Here is a 22,744-nt window from a genome sequence, read left to right on the forward strand (position 1 = left end):
GATGCGAGGGCGCTCCTCGCCTCACCGGCCTGTCTCAACACTTCTCGGCGAGCGGCGCGCATGACCCGACATCACCTGATCCTCGGCGTCAGCGCGCTGCTCGGCCTGATCGCTTCGTCGGCCCAGGCGGCGACTCCGCTGATCGACAAGGTCACGTTCGGCGACGCGGCCTCCGAGACCGCCCACGCGGTGGACGCCAAGGCTTCGGAGCTGGTGACCGGCGGGCTCGGGATCGCGGCCCGACGCCTGCCGCCCGCGGCGCCGGGCGAGCGCTTCAGCGGCGAGCTGAAGTTCAGCCTGGCGGTCGATCCGGCGATCCAGAACTACGCGTCGATCCGGCTATGGGGCGGCGATGTCAACGACGGCAAGCTGGTGCTGTTCTGCGACGGCAGGCAGGTCGGCTACCGCCACCTCGGCGACGTCGAGATCCTCGACATCGGAACCCAGGCCCCGCCGTTCGCCGGGCGTTTCACCTACCGCACCTTTCCCCTGCCGATCACCCTGACCAAGGGCCGCCAGCGGCTGGACTGCGCCATCCGCGCCAGCGGACCGTTCGCGGTCTACACCCAGAAGTTCGAGAGCTTCCAGAAGCCGATGGCCCAGGCCTCGCGGCCGATCTACGCGCTATACGTCCACGCCGATCCGTTCCTCGACAGCGGCGATGCGGCGGGCCAGGCGCCGCCGCTCGCGGCCGCGCCGACGGTGGGGGCGGAGGTGCTGGACGAGCTGAAGGCCCGCGTGAACCGCGAGATCGAGCGCAAGCTGGCCCAGCCGGGGCCGGTGGAACTGCTCGAGGCCCAGTTCCTGGCCCGCGCCTATCGCCTGGACTGGACCAGGGCCTACAGGAACCCGGCCGTGCTGAAGAAGCTGGTGCAGGCCGGCGACGTCTATGCCGTTCGGTTCCAGGCCGATCCGACCAGCGTCTTCGTCGACGGCTCGCGCACCAATCCCGACTGGGAGGTGCTGGGGCCCTACGGCAAGGTGCTGCGCCTGCTGGGCGCCGACGTCGCGCCCTATCTGGATGCGCCGGTCGAGGGCGGGCAGGGCAGCCGCCGCGAGGCCTACGCCCGGATGCTGGACGCCGGGCTGCGCTACGCCCTGACCCATCGGCGGCTCTACACCAACCAGTCGATGATCGTGGATCTGCAGGGGATCTACTGGAGCAACGAGGGTCTGCGGGCGCTGGCCAGTCCGCTGGCGCGGCCGGAACCGCAGGTGCGCAGGTTCCTCTACGAGTCGATGGGCCTGGCGCCCTGGACCGGCAGCCTCGATGCAGCGGGCAAGCCGACCTTCTCCAGTTCCGCCGCCGACACCGGAAGCTTCCGCTCGGCCGACGGCTACAGGCTGTTCACCGACGCCGGGCTCTCCAAGGAGCTGGGCTATGTGGGCAGTTACGGCGAGATCCTCGACTGGGCGGCGGGCGTCTATTTGGCCACTGCGGCCGGGGGCGGGCAGGGCGATCCGGTGCTGCGCGAGCAACTGCTGAAGATGGTCCGGGCGCGGATGGCCTTCCGCTATCCGGGCATCGACGCCGAGGGCGCGGCGACCATGCTGCTGGAGGCGCCGATCGGCTGGCGCGATCCCGTCTATCCCGGCGCGACCACCTATGTGCAGAAGTCGGGCTGGGACAACACGCCGTTCCAGGTCGCCGTCGCCACCCGCGATCCGCAGCTGATGGCGATCGCCCGCCAGGCCCTGGACGCCGGCCAGTACTACGCCGTGCTGCGCGACCGCCTGAAGGACAGGAACCAGCGCACCACCATCGGCCTGCTCGACGCCTATGACGAATGGCTGGCGGTGAAGGCCTGGCCGAAGTCCGGCGTGAAGCTGCCGATGACGCCGGGCCAGCCCGACTTCGTGTTCGCCGATCCCGAGGACGGGGTGGTGGCGATCAAGAACGGCGACGCGGTGCTCTACGCCTCGCTCTACTGGCGGGCCAATTGCGGGGTGAACCGGCTGGCGCGCTTCCACTATCAGACCCCGACCATCGACCGCATCGCCACCATCGCCTCGCGGGTGGATTTCGAGCCCAGCGGCAAGACCTGCGTGCGCCGCGCGACGCCGCACATCTCGGCCGGCTCGATCCCGATCGTCGCCTATCCGGGCGAGGCGCCGGCGGCGCTGGAGGGCGAGGTGCTGCCGGTGGCCAATGGGCCGCCCGAGGCCCGCTACAAGGACCAGGACAACCCCTATGCCGGGCGCGGCCAGTACTACGAGGCCGCCTATGGTCCCTACCGGATCGCCATGAACGCCGGGACCAAGGCGGTGGTCGTCGACCTGCCCAAGGCCGCGGGCGAGCGGGTCGACCTGGTGAGCAAGCGCAAGCTGGCGGCGGACGCGACCAGCCTGACCCTGGCGCCGGGCGCGACGGCGGTGATCTGGTCGCCGGGGCGGTAGGACTTGGTTGTGATGAAGACCAAGAGCGCGCTCTCCTCTCCATCGTCATCCCGGCCGCAGCGAAGCGGAGAGCCGGGACCCAGGGGCGGCCGCACTGCCCGCGGCCCCTGGGTCCCGGGTCTGCGGACCGCTGCGCGGTCCTTCGCCCGGGATGACGAGAAAAGGGGGCGGGTCAGGTGTCTGGGAGCACGGCCATGACCCACGATCACGACCTGCGGCTGGTGGCGCCGTTCAGCCCGACGATCATCAAGGCGACGATCCCGCCGGCCCTGGTCGAGCGCCTGAACGCCCGCATCGACGAGATCGTCGCCAGCCGCGAAGAGGTCGCCGCCCGCGACTGGTCGGCGCATCTGGCCGGGGCGGTCAGCACCGAGATCCGCTTCACCGACGTGATCCGCGAGACGGGCGAGCTGGCCGACTTCCTCTACGACGTGGCCCGCACCTTCACCTACCGGTGCGAGAACGCCCTGATGCACTTTTCCGACTACGAGCGCACCGAGGAGCTGGAAGCGAAAAAGCTGCGCATCGAGATCAAGGAAGGCTGGATCAACGACATGGTCGCCGGCGACTACAACCCGGCCCATTTCCACCAGGGCTGCCTCTATTCCAGCGTCGGCTTTCTGCGGGTGCCGCCCGGCTACGAGGCCGAGTTCGCGGCCGACAAGGCCCGGCAGAACACCGCCGGCTGCCTGCAGTTCATCGACAGCCGCAGCGCCGTGGGGGTCAAGAACCTGTTCACGGTCAAGCCGGTGGTCGGCGACTTCTACCTGTGGCCTTCGTGGATGCTGCACTGCGTCTATCCGTTCCGCAGCCCGGGCGTGCGGCGGTCGATGGCGGTCAATCTGGCCCTGGCCTGAGGCCGCTTGCACCTTATTCTGATATCGATATCATAATCGCAAGCCGGAAGAGCTTGCGGGGAGTGTTGCGCGTGAAGAGCCTGATGAAGCCGACGGTGTCCGGTCTCGCCCTGGCGGCCTGTCTCCTGGCGGGAGCGGCCCAGGCCCAGACCCTGAAGTCGGGCCATCCCTACCTGACCTTCAGCGACGCCCACGTCGCCCAGTTCAAGGCCCGCGTCGCCGAGGATCCGAACGCCAAGGCCGCCTGGACCAAGGCGAAGGCCGACGCCGACGCGGCCCTGGCGCGCAAGCCGGCCAACGACCGCGAGCTGAACGCGGCGCTGATGGGCCTGTCTTTGACCTACCGCATGACCGGCGAGCGCAAGTACGCCGACCGCGCCAAGGCCCTGCTCGACATCTATGCCGGCCGCGCCAACTGGGTGACCGACAAGCCGCTGCTGGCCCGCGACCCGGTATGGAATTCCGACCTTGGCATGGGGACCAGCGCCTACACCTATGGACTGACGTTCGACGCCATCCACGACGCCCTGACCCCGGCCGAGCGCGACCGCCTGGCCAAGGCCCTGGTCAAGGGCGCGATCGCCCCGACCCTGAACGACTGGGTCGACGGCAAGGAACGGATCCACAGCCTCGACACCATGGGCCACAACTGGTTCAGCCACATCGTCTTCGGCGCCGGCGTGGCGGCGATCGCCATCAAGACCGACGAGCCGCAGGCCGACGCCTGGATCCGCCGCATCGACGAGGCGGCCGAAGAGTGGGCCAACTACGACGGCAGCGCCATCGAGACCAAGCCGCAGCACTTCGCCTCGAACGGGGCCTTCGTCGAGAGCGTCAACTACGCCGACTTCGCCGCCGAGGGCTATCTGCGCTTCAAGCGCGCCTGGCTGGACGCCTTCAAGGAAAAGCCGGCGGCGACGCCGCGCCTGGCGGGGCTGGGCGACTACTTCATCCAGAACCTCTACCCGACCGCCGGCGGCTTCCTGTCGACCAATTTCGGCGACGGCAATCCGACCTCCAGCGGGGCCAGCGCCATCGCCAACCTGTGGGCCACGGGCGACCAGCAGGCCCGCTATCTGTGGTACCTGAACACCGTCCGCCCCGATCCCAAGCAGGACGTCTTCGCCGAGCCCGAGAACCTGGTGCAGTGGCCTTCGCTCAAGACTTGGGCCTCGGTCGGCAAGGGGCCGGGCCTGCCGACCAGCTGGATCGACGATGACCTGGGGGCGGCGACCCTGCGCTCGTCCTGGGCGCCGGACGCCACCTTCCTGGCGCTGCGCTCGGGCTTCACCTGGAACCACAACCACGCCGACGCCGGCAGCTTCATCCTCTGGCACAAGGGCAGGCAGTTGCTGATCGACTCCGGCAACAGCAGCTACGCCCGGCCCGAATACGACGGCTATTACCGCCAGAGCCTCGCCCACAACGTCGTGACGCTGGAAGGCCAGGCCGAGCCGGAGAGCAACACCTACAACGGCTCGCACTTCGTGGGGCGGGTGGACCACCTGGTCGACGCCGGCGATCTGCGCTTCGTCTGGGCCGACGCCACGGGGCCGAACGCGGCGACCTTCGAGCGCAAGTACCGCAGCTTCCTGTGGGTGGGCGGCACGATCCTGGTCATCGACGACCTCAAGGGCTGGAAGCCCGGCCGGTTCGAATGGCTGCTGCACTATGAGGGCGAGGCCAGGCGCCAGGGCCAGGTGATCACCGTCAAGAACGGCGAGGCCGAGGTCGCCGTGCGGCCGCTGTTCCCGCAGACCCTGCCGGACGGCGGGCTGTTCAGCGACTATCCCGAACTGCTGCGGATGGCCGAGGGCAAGGGCCTGAAGGACCACGCGCCGGATGAGGTCCAGCCGTATCTGCGCCTGCAGGCGCCCGGCGTCACCGACCGGACGAAGTTCGTCGTCGCCCTGACGCCTAATGGTCCGGATCCCGCGCCGAAGATCGAGCGGGTCGAGGGCAAGGATTGGCTGATGACGCGGATCACCCAGAAGGGCGAGGTGACCGAGGTCTATCTCAACCTGCTGGCCGACGGCCGCATCCGCCACCGCAACGCCAACGCCGAGCTCGGCGGCTGGCAGACCGACGCCTATATTCTGGCCCTGACCTATCCGGAGGGCGGCTCGCCGCAGAGGCCCAGGCGGTGGTTCGTCGCCGATGGCAGCTACCTGCGCCGCGACGGCAAGGTGGAGCTGGACAGCCTGTCGAAGGCCTTCGTGGTCAAGACCCGGACGGGGCAAGGCGTCGAGGCCAGCATCCAGGGCCAGCCGACCTATGCGGTCCGCCTGGCCTGTGACGGGGTGAAAGCAATCAGGATCGACGGCGCCGCAAAGGCCTGCGAGGGCGACGTCGCCCTGGCCCGGCGCTCGCCTCCGCCGCGCTGACCAACCTCTGAGACCTATTGTCGCATTTGTCAGACAAAAGAGTTGCCAGCTAACGATGATATCGATAACAATCGCAGTGTAGCCGGTAAGGCGCGCCGTTCGAGCGCGCCGCCTGCTCGGGAGTGAAACAGGGCGCGCCAAGCGCTCGACGCCAACAGGAGAGCCCGCGCAAGCGGGACCAGACGGACCGCGCTAGCTTATCGGGCGCAGGTCTCGCAGGAGGGGAAACCATGCGAACCGAATTCCGCGCGCGGCTGCTGCTGACCGCATCGACCGCCGCCGTCGTCCTGGGCGCGGCCGGCCTGGCCCATGCCCAGACGACCACGACCACGGCCGCGCCGGCCGCCGAGGACACCGTCGAGGCGGTGGTCGTCACCGGCATCCGCCAGAGCCTGCAGTCGGCCGTGCAGGTGAAGAAGAACACGATGGAGGTCGTCGACTCCATCCGCGCCGAGGACATCGGCAAGCTGCCCGATCCCAACGTCGCCGAGACCCTGACCCGGATCCCGGGCGTGCAGGGCTATCGCTACGGCGGCGAGGGCGCCTCGCCCGTGGGCGTCGGTTCGGGCCTGACGATCCGCGGCCTGTCGGGCCAGACCGCCTCGCAGGTGGACGGCCGCTCCTACTTCACCGCCGGCGGCAGCGAGTTCAACATCGAGGGCGCCATTCCCGGCATGATCGCGGGCCTGGACGTCTACAAGAACCCCTCGGCCGAGCACATCGAGGGCGGCATCGGCGGCCTGATCGACATCAAGACCCGCCGGCCGCTCGACCTGCCCAAGATGTCGGGCAGCGTCGCGATCTCGGGCCGCTACAACGACATGGTCCAGCAGATGCAGCCGGAATATTTCGGCCTGGTCTCGCACAAGTGGGACGTGGGCGACGGCGAGATGGGCCTGCTGCTCGGCGCCAACTACCAGAAGAGCTGGAACCGCTCGGACAACGCGCCGGGCCCCGGCGGGACCAACCTGCGCCGCGTGGCGCGGGCCGACAGCGGCGACTGCAACGCGACCAATCTGGGCTCGGCCTACAACGCCAGCTACACCGGTCGCTCCGACGTCTCGTGCCTGATCGGGGTGACCGACGCCCAGGCCCTGGCCATGTCGGCGACCGACCGCGCCAACCTGGTCAACATGGCCGGGGTGCAGATCAACATCAACGAAGAGGACATCCAGCGCACCCGCAAGGGCTTCGCCGGCGCCTTCCAGTGGAAGGTGCGTCCGGGCCTCGAGTTCTATGTCGACGGCAACTACAACTCCTACCTCTACCACCAGAGCTATCGGTTCCTGAACGGCTCGGACAGCCGCTACGTCCAGGGGCTGACGACGACGGGCTTCAGCACCACCGAGGGCCTGGCCAACCGTAACAGCAACGGCGGAACCGACGAGGTGCTGGCCGGCCAGCGCTTTTCCAGCGGCACGTTCCTGGGCTCGACCTTCAGCGCGATCGGCGGCGACGAGCACCGCCTGTACGAGACCTGGATCCTGGCCGGCGGCGCCAAGTGGTCGCCGACCGACGACCTCGACCTGAAGGCCGACCTCTCCTACGTGAAGGCCGACCAGAGCCAGGACAACCGCTCGGTGACCATGACCCCGAAGGCGGGCCTGACCTGGGACGTGAAGCGCTCGATCGGCACGCCGCAGACCGTGTCGATCAGCGGTCCGGACCTGGCCAATCCGGCCAACTGGGTGCTGGTCAACTACGCCAACGGCACCAACAACGTCTATGACGACGCCGGCCTGGCCGCCCAGTTCGACGGCAAGCTGCGCATCCACGACAGCTTCATCAAGGACGTGAAGTTCGGCGCGCGCTACTACCGGAAGAAGTCGAAGTTCTACAACTACTCCTTCAGCGGCAAGAACCTGACGACCGACGGCCTGGCCCTGACCGCCACCCAGTCGAACGGCATACTGGCCTCGACCGTGCAGGACCTGGTCGAAGGCTCGCATACCAACTGGTTCGACGGCGAGGCCGGCTATTCCGGCGGCTTCCTGACCTTCTCGCCCGACGCCCTGCTGGGCGACAACGTCCGCAACCGCTTCGCCCTGGCCGGGATTCCTTCGGAGGACTCGCTGCCCGAGGTGCTGCTGTCGCGCCGCAAGGCGGTGGAAGAGACCCTGGCCGCCTACGGCGTGGTCGATTTCGCCTTCCTCGACGACCGCATCCGCGGCAACGCCGGCGTGCGGGTGGTGCGCACCAACCTCGAAGCCGAGGCCCGGGTCACCGACACCAGCGGGACGACTTCGGTCATCGTCCCCAACACCAAGAGCAACGAATATACCGACGTCCTGCCGACCCTGAACGTCACCGGCTACATCCAGGACGACCTCTTGCTGCGCTTCGGCTTCGGCAAGGGCCTGACCCGGCCCAGCGTCGGCGACATCAACCCGACGGTGTCGGTCAACCTGACAAGCGGCACGGGCAGCCAGGGCAACGCCAATCTCCAGCCGCTGCGCGCCTACAGCTACGACCTGTCGCTGGAGAAGTATTTCGGCTCGACCAGCTACGTCTCGGCCGCCGCCTTCTACAAGAAGGTCAATGGCTTCCCGATCGGGGTGGAGAGCTGCCAGACGGTGGCGACCGCTCAGCCCTATACCGGCGTGACGCCCAACAACTGCCCGACCGGCCAGTTCCGCATCACCCAGACCCAGAACGCCGATCCCGGCTTCGCCAAGGGCGTGGAGTTCGCGGCCCAGACCTTCTTCGACTACGACTTCGTGCCGGAGTTCCTGCACGACTTCGGGGTCCAGGGCTCATACACCTGGGTCAAGACCGAGCTGCCGCTCGGGGCGATGAAGGTGCGCCAGCCGTTCCAGTCTGACCAGAACTGGAGCCTGGCGGGCCTCTACGAGAACAAGAAGGTCTCCGCGCGGCTCGTCTACACCTACCGCTCGGACTACGTGCTGTTCGGGGTGTCGGCCAACCCGATCGACGGCCGCTACCTGAAGGGCTACGGCCTGCTCGACGCCTCGGTGAACCTCAATCTGCGCGAGGATCTCACTCTGTCGCTGACAGCGTCGAACCTGACCAACAAGGCCCCGATCCGCTATGTCGGCGAGCCGGACAACGGCTACGACACCGACGTCCTGCGCCAGTACTTCATGAACGGCCGGGTCTACGGGATCAGCCTGCGCTACAAGTTCGGCGGCTAGCCGCCGGACGCATCCTTTCCTCTCCCGAGGGCTGGGGCGCCGTCCGCGAGGCGGCGCCCTTTCTTTTGTCCGGAGGGCGGGGGCAGGCTCGATCGAAACGCTCCCGATACGTCCGATAGGAACCGACACGTTCCCGCTGTTCGCCGTAATCGGGCGCACATCTGGCGGACTCAAAACCAGACTGAACTGACCCCGAGGGCCGCGGTCGGCGGCCGGCGGAAGCGGTCAGCATGTCGATCTACGAAACCGTCTACAAACTGATGGTGTCCCTGCCCTCGGCCGACGGCGAGATCCATGAACCGGTCAAGGCCGCGATCCGCAGCGCCGGCGCCCGCAACCGCCAGATCCTGCTGTCCTATCCGCCCAAGGTCGGCGGCACCTTCATGCGCACGGCGCTGATCCACCTGCTGGGCAAGCACTACAAGGCGGGGCTGTCGCGCGGCTCCTACGCCAATTGCGACCACTCCCGCGACCCGTACTTTCCGCTGCTGCTGAACCAGCACCTGGTCAAGGGCGAGCGCCCGCAGGCGACGGTGATGCACCTGCACATGTACCCCAACCGCCATGCGACCGACATCCTGGAGGTCTTCGGGGTGTCGGTGGTGCTGGCCTCGCGCAACATCTTCGACGCCCTGGTCAGCCTGCGCGACATGCACGAGAAGGCGCAGGCCGACGGCCGGCGGATGGACGCCGCCCTGCTGCACTCGGGCCGCAGCTATTACGAGATGAGCGCCGACGAACGCCGCCACAGCCTCGTGCACATCGCGCCGCTCTGGTACGCGCGGTTCTATGGCCAATGGCTCGACTACCAGCGCCGCTGCCTGGCCGAGGGCCGGCCCGCGCCGCTCTGGCTGAAGTACGAACAGTTGCGCACCGACCCGCGTGGAGCCCTGGCCCTGATCGCCGCCCATGTCGATCCGGGCAACGCCTACAGCCAGGCCGAGCTCGACGCGGCCCTGGCGACCAGCCTCACCGACAAGGAGAGCGTGCGCCTCAACAAGGGCGTGGCGGGGCGTGGCGAGGCCTTCTTCTCGGACGAGGAGAAGCAGGCGATCCGCGCCATCCTGGCGCCCGCGGGCGAGGAGGCGCTGGTCGAGCTGGGGGTGCTGTAGGAGGCCTACCGGAACGTCAGTCCCACCACCTCGCCGGTGACCGCGATGTCGCCGTCCTGGGGCGCCTTGATCGGCTTGCCGCCGATGGTCAGGTTCTCGATCGTGACGTTCCTCACGGCGGTGGTCGCCGACAGACCCCGGATGATCGACGGGCTGGGCAGGCCCTCGCCGGTGAAGGCGACGTTGCGGATGGTGACGCCGTCGATCCCTCGCCCGGCCGCCTTGTTGTAGCGCGGGTTGTTCCCGGCCACGAGGTTGATCAGCTTGCCCTCCTCGATCCGGTCGACGCGGATGTCGCTGAAGGTGATGTCCTTGATCAGGGTGCTGTCGCCGGAATAGGCGGCGATCACGCCTTCCCAGTCCGGATCGTCCTCGTCGAGATTGGCCACGTCGATATTGTCGAAGGTCACGTCGCGGATCGTGCGCGGGTCGGCGTTGTCGCCGAAGTGGCCGACATAGAGGGCGTGGGCGACGTCGACCCACAGCCGCATGTTCGAGACCTTGATGTCGAAGGTGTCGCCGGGCGGGTTGGGATCGGGAACGCCGGTCTGGGCGGCCTTGGCGCGGCACAGCGGGCAGTCGGCGACCGCGTAGACCACCACGGCGTCGTCCGACACCCGCAGATAGCCGTCGGCCACCGTCACGTGGCGCGAGGTCGAGATGTTGATCCCGTCCGACCACTTGCCCGAGGTGAAGCCGGTCAGCTGGCTGACGCTGACGTTCGCCGAATTGCGGATGTTCATCACCCGGGCGGCGTCCTTGCGGTCGCTGTTGACGATGATCAGGTCGGAGACCTCGACGTTGCTGGCCTTCTCCAGGTCGATCGCCCGGCCCGGATCCCACAGCAGGCCGCGGCCGGAGATCTTCACGTCGCTGACGCCGGAAAGCTCGAAGGCGCCTTTCAGCACCGCCCCGCCGTCGAGATAGACGCGCTGGCCCGACTTGACCGGGAAGTAGTCCAGGCCCGCCGGCGGGGTGTGGAAGCCGGGGCCGAAATAGACGAGGTCGCCGCCGGTCGGGCGCGGCGGGGGCAGGGCGCCGGCGACGATGTGCAGGTTGCGCAGGCGGTCGTCGTCGAACTGCAGCGAAAAGCGCTCGGGCCTGGTCAGGGTCATGCGCAGGACCGGGCCCTGGCGCTGGGGCTTCACCGCGCTCGACAGCGGCGCGACCGAGACCTCGGAAAAGCGGCCGTTGTTCTTCATCACCTCCAGCTCGACCGTCCCGTCGAAGTCGAAATAGACCATCGAGGCGTTCGTCTTGGTGTCGGTGTCGACCTGCACCCGGTATTCGTAGAGGTCGCGCCACTGCCCGCCCGGCGCGCGCACCCGAACGGTGAAGTCGTCGTTGTGGCCCGCATACAGCAGCTGCGGCGGAACCGGATAGGTGCGCAGCTCGCCGGCCAGGGCCGTCCCGCCCAGCATCAGCAGCGCGGCCAGCGCCGTCGCGGCGCGTGTCTTCCCGTGGCTCATCCGTCTCCGCCCATGTTCGTTATCGATCTTGTGATATCGATATCAATGGTGGGTGTGGGAGGCAAGCCGTCGGGTGCGGGAAGGGGGAGCCTGAACCCTAAGCCGCCTCCGCCTGCCGCACGCGGTCGGCCACGAAGGTCATGTGGTCGGGCATGGTGTCGGCCGAGCGGGCGATGACCGCGCGGATCTCGTTCATGCGGGCGCGCAGCAGGTCCTCGCTCATGACGTCGGCCATCGGGTCCCAGCCCCTGGGCTTGAGGCCCTGGCCGACCATGACGGCGAACCAGGAGGTGTCGTTGAACAGCTCCTCGTTCTCGCGGAAGATCCGGCCGTGGCTCTCGAAGACGGCGATCTTGTCGGCCAGGTAGTCGGGGATCGGCATCTCCCGCAGATAGTCCCAGTAGGGCGTGTCCGAGCGCTCGGTGGCCTTGTAGTGCAGGATGAGGAAGTCGCGGATCTTCTCGTACTCGAAGGTCATCACCCGGTTGTAGCGGTCGATGTCGGGCTGCTGGAACCGGCGGTCGGGGAACATGGCCAGCAGGCGCGAGATGCCCACCTGGATCAGGTGGATGCTCTGGCTTTCCAGCGGCTCCATGAAGCCGGCCGACAGGCCGATGGCGACGACGTTCCTGTTCCAGCTCTTCTTGCGGCGGCCGGCCTTGAAGCGCAGCAGGTTGGGATCGGCCAGGGGCTCGCCGTCGAGATTGGCGAGCAGATAGGCCGTGGCCTCGTCCTCGCTGATGTGCTGGCTGGAGAAGGCGTAGCCGTTGCCGATGCGGTGCTGCAGCGGTATCCGCCACTGCCAGCCGGCGGGGCGGGCCGTGGCGCGGGTGACCGGGTCGGTCGAGCCGCCGGAGGCGCAGGGGAGCGCCACGGCGCGGTCGTTGAGCAGCCAGTGCGACCAGTCCTCGAAGCCGCTTTTCAGCGCGCCCTCGATCAAGAGGCCCCGGAAGCCCGAGCAGTCGATGAAGAGGTCGCCCTCAATGAGCGTCCCGTTCTCCAGCGTCACCGACTCCACGAAACCGTCGGTTCCGCGCAGGGCGACGTTCGTGATCCTGCCCTCGATGCGGCGCACGTGGCGGGCCTCGGCGTAGTCGCGCAGGAAGCGGGCGTAGAGGCCGGCGTCGAAGTGGAAGGCGTAGGCGATGTCGCCCAGCGGCGAGTTCTTCTGGCCGGTGGGGCGCTGGAACTTGGCCTGCGAGGCGGCCAGCGATTGCAGGGAGTATTCGGAAAGGTCGGCGGCCTCGCCCATGGCCTGGTAGCGCAGCCAGTAGGCGTGGAACGACACCCCCTCCATGTCGACGCCGTAAGGGCCGAACGGGTGGTGGTAGGTGTGGCCGATCTCTTTCCAGTCGCGGAACTCGATGGCCAGTTTGTAGGTGGCCTTGGTGCGGCGCAGGAAGTCGTCCTCGTCCAGCCCCAGCATGCGGTTGAACATGTTGATCTGGGGGATGGTCGACTCGCCGACCCCGACCGTGCCGATGGCCTCGCTCTCGATGACGGTGACCTTGGTGACCCCGTCCTTGAGGAAGCGCCCCAGGGCGGCGGCGGTCATCCAGCCGGCCGTGCCGCCGCCGACGATGACGACGTGGCGGATGCGGTCGTTCGTCATGCGGGAACTCCTGAGGGGGCCGGCTCGCCGCAGTAGCGGGCGACGAAATCGGCGTGGCTGGGCATGGCCTCGGCCGTGCGGGTGATCAGGGCCGAAAGGTGGGCGAGGCGCTGCATCACCTGGTCGCCCGGCAGGCTGTCGACCAGCGGGTCCCACTCCTCCGGCGTGATCCCCTGGCCCAGCAGCACGGCCAGCCAGTTGGGCTCGTGGAACAGGTCGTAGTCGGAGGGGAACCAGCGGCCGCGATGGGCGAACAGCTCCATGCGCCGCGCCAGGCTGTCGGGCACGGTCATCGACGACAGGTAGCGCCAGTAGTCGGTATCGTCGCGGCGGGTGGCGTGGAAGTGCAGGACCACGAAGTCGCGGATGCGGTCGACCTGTTCGGCGGTCAGGCGGTTGTACTCGTCGATCTCCAGCGGATCGACGCCATGGCCGGGGAACAGGGCCAGCAGCTTGGTGATGCCGGCCTGGATCATGTGGATGCTGGTGCTTTCCAGCGGCTCGATGAAGCCGGCCGACAGGCCGATCGAGCAGACGTTCTTCTCCCAGGCCCGCTCGCGGCGGCCCGGCGTGAAGCGCAGGAAGTTGGGCTCGTCGGTCGGCCGGCCGTCGAGATTGGTCAGCAGGGTGTCGAGCGCCCGCTCGTCGTCGACGTGGTGGCTGGAATAGACGTAGCCGTTGCCGATGCGGTGCTGGAGCGGGATGCGCCATTGCCAGCCGCCCTCGCGGGCGGTGGCGCGGGTGAAGGGTGTGAGGCCGTCGCCGCCGAGTTCGCACGGGATCGCCACGGCGCGGTTGTTGGGCAGCCAACGGCTCCAGTCCTGATAGGGGACCTTCAGGGCCTGGCCGATCAGCAGGCCGCGGAAGCCCGAGCAGTCGACGAAGAACTCGCCCTCCACCCGGCGGCCGTCCTCCAGGACCACGGCCTCGACGAAACCGGTTTCGGCGTGCTGGTCGACCTGCGCGATCCGGCCCTCGACTCGCATGACGCCCCGCGCCTCGGCGAAGCCGCGCAGGAAGCGGGCGTAGAGGCCGGCGTCGAAGTGATAGGCGTACTTCAGGCTCGACATCACCTTGGCCGGATCGGGATCGGGCAGGGCGAAGCGCCAGCGCCGGGCGGCGGCCTCGGTCAGGTTGAAGTCGCCGATCGGGCCGGCCTGTTTCGCGAACTTGCGCCAGACCTGATGGAACTTCACGCCCTCCAGGTCGAGGCCGAAGGTCCCGAACGGGTGGTGGTAGGTCTCGCCGATCGCGCCCCAGTCGACGAACTCGATGCCCAGCTTGAAGCTGGCCTTGGTGGCCCGCATGAAGGCGCGCTCGTCCAGGCCCAGCATGGCGTTGAAGGTCAGGATCGGCGGGATGGTGGCCTCGCCGACGCCCACCGTGCCGATGGCCTCGGACTCGACGAGGGTGATCTTCAGGCCCTGGGCGCTGAGGGTCTTGGCCAGGGCGGCGGCGGTCATCCAGCCGGCCGTGCCGCCGCCGACGATGACCACGGACTTCAGCCGTTGGTCTGACATGGTAAGCCCCTTCCACCCCGAAGATCTTATGTCTGGACGGCCTTTTTGACCGTTTCAAGCGGGTCGTAAATTGACGGCGCTGTCGGCCTTTGTCACCTCGCCTTCGCCAGAAAAGCGCGCCACGGCCTCCAGGTTGATGAATTAATTCAGTAAAAACAGCAACTTGATATCCGCATTGCATCAGATTGCAGAGTTCTTTCAACGCCCTTGACGTGGTCGACCTTTGCCATATCATCAGACCAATAATGGTCTCGACATATGACCAATGGTAGCGCTACCGAGCTACCGGGACTGGGGAGGAAGACAAGAATGAGCTCCGCAAAAGGAGCGTCCGCGACCCGTGGGCGCCACACTCTCGGCGACAATCTGAAGTTCGGCCTGCGCTGCGGGGCCTCGGCGCTGGCGCTGAGCCTGGTGTTCGGCGCGACGGCCCTGGCCCAGACGGCGGCCAAGAAAGACTCCACCGAGGACACGGTCGACGAGGTGATCGTCACCAGCATCAAGCAGAGCCTCAAGAGCAGCCAGCAGCTGAAGCAGTCGTCCGAGATCATCGGCGACTCGATCACCGCCGAGGACATCGGCGCCCTGCCGGACCGCTCGGTGACCGAGGCCCTGCAGCGCGTGCCCGGCGTGTCGATCAACCGCTTCGCCGCCGGCGTGGACCCCGACCACTTCTCGGTCGAAGGCTCGGGCGTCGTGGTTCGCGGCCTCAACTTCGTGCGCTCCGAGCTGAACGGCCGCGACACCTTCACCGCCAACAACGGCCGGATCCTCAGCTTCGCGGACGTGCCGTCCGAGCTGATGGGCGGCGTCGACGTGTTCAAGAGCCCCTCGGCCGACCTGATCGAGGGCGGCATCTCGGGCACGGTGAACCTGCGCACGCGCCTGCCGTTCGACAGCAACAAGCGCATTCTGTCGCTGTCGGCCGAGGCCAGCTACGGCGACATGGTCAAGAAGTGGAAGCCGACCTACTCGTTCCTCTACAGCGACCGCTTCGACACCAACATCGGCGAGATCGGCGTCCTCGCCAGCTTCGTGAACTCCGAACTGGCCAGCCGCAGCGACGCCATCCAGGTGTCGAACTTCGGCTGCCGCACCAACCTGGGCGTCACCACGGGCGATTGCGGCAACGGCACGAGCGGGGTGTGGTTCCCGCGCGGCGCGGCGTTCCGCTCGACCACCAACGAGCGCGAGCGCCAGGGCCAGGCCGGTGCCATCCAGTGGCGGAGCAACGACGGCACGATGCAGGCCGCGTTCCAGTACCTGCGGTCGAAGTCGACGACCAAGTGGACCGAGCACGCCGTCGAGATCGCCACCGACAACGTGACCAGCAACGGCGACTCGCGCCCGGCCGCCGGCACCACCTTCACCTTCGACGAGGACGGCGTCTTCACGAACGGTATCATCACCGGCACCACCGGCTGGCGCGCCGACCAGAACGGCTCGGATCCGCGCACGCCGATCAACGGCCTGCAGTCGAACAACATCCGCCGCGACGAGCAGACGACCAACCTCACCACCGACTATGGCTTCAACTTCAAATGGACGCCGAACGAGCACTGGGGGATCCAGTTCGACGCCCAGCACGTGGATTCCAAGGTCGATGCGATCAGCATGGGCCTGTGGGGTTCGACGTTCCAGAACGCGTCGATCACCCTGAACGGCTCGGACGCGCCGACCGTGACCTTCCTGCCGCCGGCCAACGGCACCTCGGTGGTCACCTGCACCACCTACAGCGCCAGCTGCCCGTCCTACGCGCAAGGCACGCACACCAGCCTGAGCGACCCGTACAACAGCTTCTGGCGCTCGGCGATGGACCACATCGAGCAGTCGGAAGGCACCGAGGACGCGGTCAAGATCGACGTCGAATACAAGTTCGACAACGACAGCTGGCTCGACTCGATCAAGGGCGGCGTCCGCTGGTCCGAGCGTGACCAGACCACCCGCTTCTCGGCCTACAACTGGGGCGTCATCAGCGAGATCTGGGGCAGCGGCGGCCCGGTGTGGATGACCGACGCCATCAACGGCAACCCGTCCACGGCCGGCGGTTCCGACAGCACAGCCCTGGTCGAGAAGTACGTCTTCGACAACTTCATGCGCGGCAAGGTCGCCGTCCCGACCGGCTCCGACGGGCGGCTGTTCTATTCGCAGAACCTGATCGAAAACTACGCGGCGGTCTCGCAGTTCGCCCTGTCGGTGGGCGACGAATGGCGCACGCGCCTGGTGAACGGCTGTCCGCAGAACTGGGTGCCGCTGGCGCAGCGATGCAATGTCGTTTCCGGCACGCCGTTCCGCCCGCAGGAGATCAACCCGGTCAACGAAGGGACCGAGTCGGCCTATCTGATGGCGCGCTTCAAGGGCGTGACCGGCGACTACAAGGTCAGCGGCAATGTCGGCCTGCGCTACACCAAGACCGAGCGCGTCGCCGACGGCTACCTGGCCTTCCCGCTGGCCTCCAGCCTGCCGACCGAACTGGACTGCGCGTCGGTTCCTGTCGGGCAGACCCCTTCGCCGTTCTGCCAGCTGACGCCGGCGGTCCGGGCGGCCTCTCGCCTGTGGGCCAACGGCGCCCTGATCCCGAACCGGGCCAGGGCCAAGTTCGAGTACCTGCTGCCGAGCTTCAATCTGAAGGTGATGGCCCCGCACGGCCTGCAGTATCGCTTCGGTCTGTCGAAGACGATCACGCCGCCCGACATCGGCCTGACCCGCAACTTCTACAACCTGACCCTCAACACCAACGCCGACGGCATCACCAACGGCGTGCCCAGCGGCAACGTCCCCGTGGGCAATCCCTATCTGAAGCCCACCCAATCCAAGAACATCGACGCCTCGGTGGAATGGTACTTCGCGCCGGTCGGCTCGCTGACCTTCGCGGCCTTCTACAAGGAGCTGACGGACGTCGCCTACAACAGGACCAGCCGCCTGCCGTTCACCAACAACGGCGTGACGTTCGACGTCGTGATCACCCAGCCCGGCAACTCGGACGTCAAGGCCACGGTCAAGGGCTTCGAGGTCGGCTACCAGCAGTTCTACGACTTCCTGCCCAAGCCGCTGGACGGGTTCGGCATCAACGCCAACTACAGCTACATCGAAAGCAGCGGGGTGCCGCAAAGCACGCTGTCGGCGACCGACCCCGACGTGGCCGCCGGCCGCATCACCACGGTCGACACCAGCAAGCTGCCGCTGCAGGGCCTCTCGAAGCACAACGTCAACTTCGCGGCGATCTACGAGAAGGGGCCGGTCTCGGCGCGCCTGGCCTACAACTGGCGCTCGGACTTCCTGCTCACCGTCCGTGACGTGATCGTGCCCTACGCCCCGATCATGAACGAGGCGACCGGGCAGCTGGACGGATCGTTCTTCTACACGATCAATCCGAAGATGAAGGTCGGCGTCCAGGGCGTGAACCTGCTGAACGAGACCACCCGTACGACCCAGGTGCTCAACAGCAGCCTGCTGAAGACGGGCCGCTCGTGGTTCGTCAACGACCGGCGCTACACCTTCGTGCTTCGCGCCAGCTTCTAGATCTTCGACAGGGCGCGCGGCAGCTTACCGCCGCGCGTCCACCTTCCTGCCGACTTCCCCCGCGCATCGTCTGCCCTGGCGGTGCGCGGTTTCTTTTGAGTGCGAGGTTTCCATGATCAATCGCCGCCGCGTGTTGCTGGCTGCTGGAGCTGCGGCTTTCGCGTCGCCGGCCCTGGCCGCCGGAAAGGCGCTGAAGGACCTCGCCGCCGCCAAGGGGCTGGTCTTCGGCAGCGCCGTCGGCGCGGGTCCGCCCGGCTCGCTGACCGGCTCGTTCGAGGACGCCCGCTACCGCGCGCTGCTGGCGGCCGAGTGCGGGGCGCTGGTGCCCGAGAACGAGCTGAAGTGGTACGTGCTGCGCCCGGCCGAGCAGGCCTTCGCCTTCGAGCGCGCCGACCGCATCGCCGCCTTCGCGGCCGAGCACGGCCAGGCCCTGCGCGGCCATACCCTGCTGTGGCATCATCCGCAGTGGTTTCCCGGCTGGCTGAAGGGCTACGACTTCGGGGCCAAGCCGGCCGCCAAGGCGCAGGCGCTGATCACCGGGCACATCGATCGGGTCTGCGCCCGCTACCGCCAAGTCTATTCCTGGGACGTGGTCAACGAGACCGTCGATCCGGCCGACGGCGCCCTGCGCCGCACCGTCTTCTCCGACGCCATGGGCGGGGTCGAGCCGGTGCTGGATCTCGCCTTCCACGCCGCCCGCAAGGCAGCCCCCAAGGCCCGGCTGGTCTACAACGACTACATGAGCTGGGAGGCCGGCAACGAAAAGCATCGCTACGGCGTGCTCAAGCTGCTCGAAGGCTTCAGGAAGCGTGACGTGCCGGTCGACGCCCTGGGGATCCAGAGCCACATCGGGGCCGAGAACGCCGACAGTTTCACCGGCTTTGGCCGGCCGCAGGAGAAGGACTGGCGGACCTTCGTCGATGCGGTGACGGGCCTGGGCTACGACCTGGCGCTGACCGAGTTCGACGTCCACGACAAGGGCCTGCCCATCGACTTCGCCGCGCGTGACGCGGCCGTGGCGGCCTATGGCAAGGCGTATCTGGATCTGATGCTCGACTACCGCCAGACCAAGGAGCTGCTGGCCTGGGGCCTGGTCGACAAATATTCCTGGCTGCAGAACCAGTGGCTGCGCCAGGACAAGGCCCCCAAGCGCCCGACGCTCTATGACGACGACTATCGGCCCAAGCCGCTGCGCGAGGCGGTGGCGACCGCCCTGGCCGCCGCGCCGGCGCGGTAGGGGAGGAGCGGGCGTTGCGGCGGCGGGACCTGCTGGCCGGTGCGGGTGTGATCCTGGCGAGCGGCGGGGCGGTCGCCGCCGGGGTCGCGGTGCTGACCGGCGAGCAGGCCCATCGGCGGATGCTGGACCAGTTGGGGATCAAGGGCCTGCGGCCCGGCGTCGACGGCCTGAACCCGAACGCCGCCAACCCCGTGAACTACGACGAGGCCAGGGCGGGGCCGTTCAGTCTGCTGCCCGATCCGCTGGCCCTGCCGGACGGGACGCCTGTGCGCGATCCGAAGACCTGGTGGACGGTCCGTCGGCCGCAGATCGTCGAGACCTTCGCCCGCGAGATCCACGGCCGCGTCCCGCGCGGCCTGCCGGCGCCGGTCTGGCGGACGGTGAAGACCGAGCATGTAACGCGCGGCGGCGTGGCGGTGGTCGAGCGCCGGCTGGCCGGCGACGTCGTCGCCCACGGCCGGACGGTGACCATCGACCTGTTGGTCGGCGCGCCCGAGGGGACGGCGAAAGTCCCGTGCGTGGTCGAACTGGGCTTTCCCGACGGGCCGCCGTGGCTGCGCGGGCGTCCGCCGCCGCCCCCGGGGGGCATTGCACCGGACTGGCGCGACGCGGCGATCGCACGCGGCTGGGCCTATGGGATCTACGCCCCGACCAGCGTGCAGCCCGACGATCCCGGCAAGCTTCAGGAAGGGATCATCGGCCTGGCCAATCGCGGCCGTCCCCGCTCGCCCGACGATTGGGGCGCCTTGCGGGCCTGGGCCTGGGGCGTGTCGCGGGTGGTCGACCTGTTCGAGGCCGATCCGGCGATCGACGCGGGCCGCGTCGCGGCGGCCGGCATGTCGCGCTATGGCAAGGCGGCGCTGCTGGCCATGGCCTACGAGCCGCGCCTGGCGGCCGGCTACATCGCCTCGTCCGGCGAGGGCGGGGCCAAGCTGCATCGGCGCCGGCGCGGCGAGCAGGTCGAGAACCTGGCGGCGGTGGGCGAGCACCACTGGATGGCCGGAAACTTCCTGCGCTACGCCGGGCCGCTGACCGCCGACGACCTGCCGGTGGACGCCCACAGTCTGATGGCCCTGGCCGCGCCCCGGCCGCTGTTCATCGGCGCGGGCGCGGATGCGACCGACGGCTGGGTGGATGCGCGGGGCATGTTCATGGCCGCGGCGGCGGCCTCGCCGGTCTGGCGGCTGCTGGGCGGACAGGGCCTGGACCGCCAGGTCTTTCCGCCGCCCCTGACCTTGACGCAGGGCGATGATCTGGTCTTCCGCCAGCACGCGGAGGGGCATACGCCCGGGCCCAACTGGCCCTATTTCATGGATGTCGCCGAGCGCGCCTTCAGGCGGGCGGCGTGAGGTGCGGGCCCCATTGCAGGTAGGCGGCGAAGGCCAGCGAGCCGATCACCACCCAGCCGACGAAGAGCGCGAACATCGGATGGCGTTGCCACCAATGCGCTCCGTTCAGCGCGCCGCCAGAAGACCTGGCCATGACGTTTCCTTCCCGACGAGCGAAGAACGGTCTAAGTAGAAAACAGCCGTTCTTCTTCTCAGACCAACGAGAGCCCTCGGTTTTTAGTGTGCTCTCGTTCGGTCGGATGTCTATTCTGACATTTCGTCGCACAAATAACACGAGTCGCCGAATATGCGCACCGCTCTCATCGCCCTGGGGTTGATTCTCGCCGCCGGTCCGGCCCTGGCCCAGGCGCCGTCGCCGGCCCCGGACGTCACCGTCAACGCCGCCGGCGACAACCTGGCCAAGTCCACGGCCTGGCTGGCCGCCAACGCCAAGCAGCCGGGCGTGATCAGCCTGCCGTCGGGCCTGCAGTACAAGGTCACGACCTCGGGCGCGAAGACCGCGCCGTCGCCCAAGGAAGGCGACATCATCAAGGTTCACTACGAGGGCAAGCTGGTCGACGGCACGGTGTTCGACAGCTCGTTCGAGCGCGGCCATCCGATGATCGCGCCGCTGGGCGGCCTGGTGCCGGCCTGGATGGAAGCCATCCCGAAGATGAAGGTCGGCGACGAATGGACGCTGTTCGTGCCGCCGAGCCTGGGCTACGGCGACCGCGACGCCGGCCCGATCCCGGCCAACAGCGTGATGATCTTCCGCGTGAAGCTCATCGACATGATGACGGCGGACTAAAAACTACCCTCTCCCTGAAGGGGGAGGTGGCGCGAAGCGCCGGAGGGGGAAGTCACGCAGGCCTCGCCCGTCTCTTCCCCCTCCGTCGCCCCTGCGGGTCGACACCTCCCCCTTCAGGGAGAGGGTCTTGGCTTCCGGCCTTCCGCGCCTACTTCCTCGACTTCATCAGCGGCTGAATCTTCGTGCCGAAGTCGTCCATGCCCTGGACGAAGTCGTCGAAGGTCAGCAGTACGCCGCCGGTGCCCGGGACCTCGGCGATCTCGTCCAGCATGCGGGCGATGCTTTCGTAGCTGCCCACCAGCGTGCCCATGTTGAGGTTCACCGCCGATTCCGGGGCGGCCAGCTGGGCGGTGTTGGTGGTCGAGCCCGCCGCCGCGTTGGGGGCGGCCTGGTTGGTCAGCCAGGCCAGGGCGTCCTGGTCGGCGCCGTCACGGTACTTCTGCCACTTGGCCAGGGCCTTCTCGTCGGTCTCGTCGGCGATGATCATGAACAGGATGAACGAGGCCACGTCGCGGCCGGTCTTGGCGGCGGCCGCTTCCAGCCGCTTGTTGACCGAGGCGAAGGCTGTGGGCGTGTTGGTCCCCTTGCCCAGGGCGAAGCTGTAGTCGGCGTACTGCGCCGTGAAGGCCAGGCCCTCGTCCGACGAGCCGGCGCAGATCAGCTTGGTGTCCTGCGGGTGCGGGCTGACCCGGCAGTCGTCCATGGTGAAGTACTTGCCCTTGAAGTCCGAAACGCCGGTCTCCAGCAGGTCCTTCAGCACGGTCGCGTACTCGGCCAGGTAGTTGTAGCGGTCGGTGTAGTGGCCTTCGCCGGGCCAGAGGCCCATCTGCGAGTACTCGGCCTTCTGCCAGCCGGTCACCAGGTTGATGCCGAAGCGGCCCGGAGCGATCGAGTCGATGGTCGAGGCCATGCGCGCCACGATGGCCGGCGGGATGGTCAGGGTGGCGACGGTGGCGAAGATCTTGATCTTCTGGGTCACGGCCGCCAGGCCCGCCATCAGGGTGAAGCTCTCGAGATTGTGCTCCCAGAACTGCGTCTTGCCGCCGAAGCCGCGCAGCTTGATCATCGAGAGCGCGAAATCGAGCCCGTACGCCTCGGCCTTCTGGACGATGGTCTTGTTGAGCTCGAAGCTCGGCATGTACTGCGGCGAGGTCTCGGAGATGAGCCAGCCGTTGTTGCCGATGGGGATGAAGACGCCGACCTGCATGGGATTACTGCCCCCTTCTGTGATGTGAGTGGCGCGACGAGAAAGATGCTCCCCCTCTGGGGGAGCTGTCGCGAAGCGACTGAGGGGGATTAGCGCCGGCGCTGGCCCCCTCCGGCCCTCTGGGCCACCTCCCCCAGAG

General features: G+C 68.0%; 14 protein-coding genes and 1 pseudogene. 10 read left to right on the forward strand and 5 right to left on the reverse strand.

The annotated features are described in order from the left end of the window. Positions 1-60: 60 nt before the first annotated feature. The 6 genes and pseudogenes from DMC18_RS25885 to DMC18_RS03715 all read left to right on the forward strand — a co-directional run bounded on the left by DMC18_RS25885 (position 61) and on the right by DMC18_RS03715 (position 9,902). Positions 61-2,397 carry a hypothetical protein gene (locus tag DMC18_RS25885; RefSeq protein ID WP_158285855.1) on the forward strand — a complete coding sequence of 779 codons (2,337 nt, stop codon included), beginning with the start codon at positions 61-63 and terminating at the stop codon, positions 2,395-2,397. Between the two features lie 46 nt (positions 2,398-2,443). After that, a pseudogene (locus DMC18_RS26795) lies at positions 2,444-2,552 on the forward strand (hypothetical protein); the annotation flags it as partial. 39 nt (positions 2,553-2,591) lie between these two features. Further along, positions 2,592-3,254 (forward strand): putative 2OG-Fe(II) oxygenase, encoded by a 663-nt coding sequence (locus DMC18_RS03700; protein ID WP_110118763.1) that lies wholly within the window; start codon positions 2,592-2,594, stop codon positions 3,252-3,254. Between the two features lie 71 nt (positions 3,255-3,325). Further along, positions 3,326-5,638: a heparinase II/III family protein gene (locus DMC18_RS03705; RefSeq protein ID WP_146217965.1), complete on the forward strand. Its 2,313-nt coding sequence runs from the start codon at positions 3,326-3,328 to the stop codon at positions 5,636-5,638. A gap of 230 nt (positions 5,639-5,868) precedes the next feature. Then, a complete protein-coding gene (locus DMC18_RS03710) occupies positions 5,869-8,790 on the forward strand; it encodes a TonB-dependent receptor (RefSeq protein WP_110118765.1) in 2,922 nt (973 codons plus the stop codon). 230 nt (positions 8,791-9,020) lie between these two features. Beyond that, complete coding sequence (locus DMC18_RS03715) at positions 9,021-9,902, forward strand: hypothetical protein (RefSeq protein WP_110132703.1); 882 nt, start codon at positions 9,021-9,023, stop codon at positions 9,900-9,902. A gap of 5 nt (positions 9,903-9,907) precedes the next feature. Here the strand turns inward: DMC18_RS03715 and DMC18_RS03720 are convergent, their stop codons facing one another. The 3 genes from DMC18_RS03720 to DMC18_RS03730 all read right to left on the reverse strand — a co-directional run bounded on the left by DMC18_RS03720 (position 9,908) and on the right by DMC18_RS03730 (position 14,503). Next, a complete protein-coding gene (locus DMC18_RS03720; protein WP_110118767.1) occupies positions 9,908-11,371 on the reverse strand; it encodes a glycosyl hydrolase family 28 protein in 1,464 nt (487 codons plus the stop codon). Positions 11,372-11,468: 97 nt separating this feature from the next. Continuing rightward, complete coding sequence (locus DMC18_RS03725; protein WP_110118768.1) at positions 11,469-12,983, reverse strand: tryptophan halogenase family protein; 1,515 nt, start codon at positions 12,981-12,983, stop codon at positions 11,469-11,471. Then, positions 12,980-14,503 carry a tryptophan halogenase family protein gene (locus tag DMC18_RS03730; RefSeq protein WP_110118769.1) on the reverse strand — a complete coding sequence of 508 codons (1,524 nt, stop codon included), beginning with the start codon at positions 14,501-14,503 and terminating at the stop codon, positions 12,980-12,982. Before DMC18_RS03730 ends, DMC18_RS03725 begins: the two co-directional genes overlap by 4 nt. 309 nt (positions 14,504-14,812) lie before the next feature. On the opposite strand from DMC18_RS03730, the gene DMC18_RS03735 reads away from it, so the two are divergent. The 3 genes from DMC18_RS03735 (at position 14,813) to DMC18_RS03745 (ending at position 20,611) form a co-directional block, all read left to right on the forward strand. Continuing rightward, positions 14,813-18,025 carry a TonB-dependent receptor gene (locus DMC18_RS03735; RefSeq protein ID WP_110118770.1) on the forward strand — a complete coding sequence of 1,071 codons (3,213 nt, stop codon included), beginning with the start codon at positions 14,813-14,815 and terminating at the stop codon, positions 18,023-18,025. A gap of 112 nt (positions 18,026-18,137) precedes the next feature. Then, complete coding sequence (locus DMC18_RS03740) at positions 18,138-19,262, forward strand: endo-1,4-beta-xylanase (RefSeq protein ID WP_110118771.1); 1,125 nt, start codon at positions 18,138-18,140, stop codon at positions 19,260-19,262. Positions 19,263-19,276: 14 nt separating this feature from the next. Further along, a complete protein-coding gene (locus DMC18_RS03745) occupies positions 19,277-20,611 on the forward strand; it encodes a S9 family peptidase (protein WP_199232538.1) in 1,335 nt (444 codons plus the stop codon). On the opposite strand, the gene DMC18_RS25890 is transcribed toward DMC18_RS03745, so the two are convergent. Further along, entirely contained in the window at positions 20,595-20,744 is a 150-nt protein-coding gene (locus tag DMC18_RS25890; protein ID WP_158285856.1) for a hypothetical protein, read from the reverse strand. The two genes, DMC18_RS03745 and DMC18_RS25890, sit on opposite strands and share 17 nt — an antisense overlap. 153 nt (positions 20,745-20,897) lie before the next feature. Here DMC18_RS25890 and DMC18_RS03750 point away from each other — a divergent pair, with 153 nt between their 5' ends. Further along, on the forward strand, positions 20,898-21,398 hold the full coding sequence (locus DMC18_RS03750; RefSeq protein ID WP_110118772.1) for an FKBP-type peptidyl-prolyl cis-trans isomerase: 501 nt from the start codon (positions 20,898-20,900) through the stop codon (positions 21,396-21,398). 148 nt (positions 21,399-21,546) lie between these two features. On the opposite strand, the gene rutA is transcribed toward DMC18_RS03750, so the two are convergent. Next, on the reverse strand, positions 21,547-22,605 hold the full coding sequence (gene rutA, locus DMC18_RS03755; RefSeq protein ID WP_110118773.1) for a pyrimidine utilization protein A: 1,059 nt from the start codon (positions 22,603-22,605) through the stop codon (positions 21,547-21,549). Between the last annotated feature and the right edge of the window lie 139 nt (positions 22,606-22,744).

Origin of the sequence: Caulobacter sp. D5, assembly GCF_003185805.1 — a bacterium.
GTDB lineage: Bacteria > Pseudomonadota > Alphaproteobacteria > Caulobacterales > Caulobacteraceae > Caulobacter.

What these genes read in the sequence shown, in the direction of transcription:
- DMC18_RS25885 (WP_158285855.1), top strand. Translation starts at nt 61, where the DNA reads ATGACCCGACATCACCTGATCCTCGGCGTCAGCGCGCTGCTCGGCCTG.
- DMC18_RS03700 (WP_110118763.1), top strand. Translation starts at nt 2,592, where the DNA reads ATGACCCACGATCACGACCTGCGGCTGGTGGCGCCGTTCAGCCCGACG.
- DMC18_RS03710 (WP_110118765.1), top strand. Translation starts at nt 5,869, where the DNA reads ATGCGAACCGAATTCCGCGCGCGGCTGCTGCTGACCGCATCGACCGCC.
- DMC18_RS03715 (WP_110132703.1), top strand. Translation starts at nt 9,021, where the DNA reads ATGTCGATCTACGAAACCGTCTACAAACTGATGGTGTCCCTGCCCTCG.
- DMC18_RS03720 (WP_110118767.1), bottom strand. Translation starts at nt 11,371, where the DNA reads ATGAGCCACGGGAAGACACGCGCCGCGACGGCGCTGGCCGCGCTGCTG.
- DMC18_RS03725 (WP_110118768.1), bottom strand. Translation starts at nt 12,983, where the DNA reads ATGACGAACGACCGCATCCGCCACGTCGTCATCGTCGGCGGCGGCACG.
- DMC18_RS03730 (WP_110118769.1), bottom strand. Translation starts at nt 14,503, where the DNA reads ATGTCAGACCAACGGCTGAAGTCCGTGGTCATCGTCGGCGGCGGCACG.
- DMC18_RS03735 (WP_110118770.1), top strand. Translation starts at nt 14,813, where the DNA reads ATGAGCTCCGCAAAAGGAGCGTCCGCGACCCGTGGGCGCCACACTCTC.
- DMC18_RS03740 (WP_110118771.1), top strand. Translation starts at nt 18,138, where the DNA reads ATGATCAATCGCCGCCGCGTGTTGCTGGCTGCTGGAGCTGCGGCTTTC.
- DMC18_RS25890 (WP_158285856.1), bottom strand. Translation starts at nt 20,744, where the DNA reads ATGGCCAGGTCTTCTGGCGGCGCGCTGAACGGAGCGCATTGGTGGCAA.
- DMC18_RS03750 (WP_110118772.1), top strand. Translation starts at nt 20,898, where the DNA reads ATGCGCACCGCTCTCATCGCCCTGGGGTTGATTCTCGCCGCCGGTCCG.
- rutA (WP_110118773.1), bottom strand. Translation starts at nt 22,605, where the DNA reads ATGCAGGTCGGCGTCTTCATCCCCATCGGCAACAACGGCTGGCTCATC.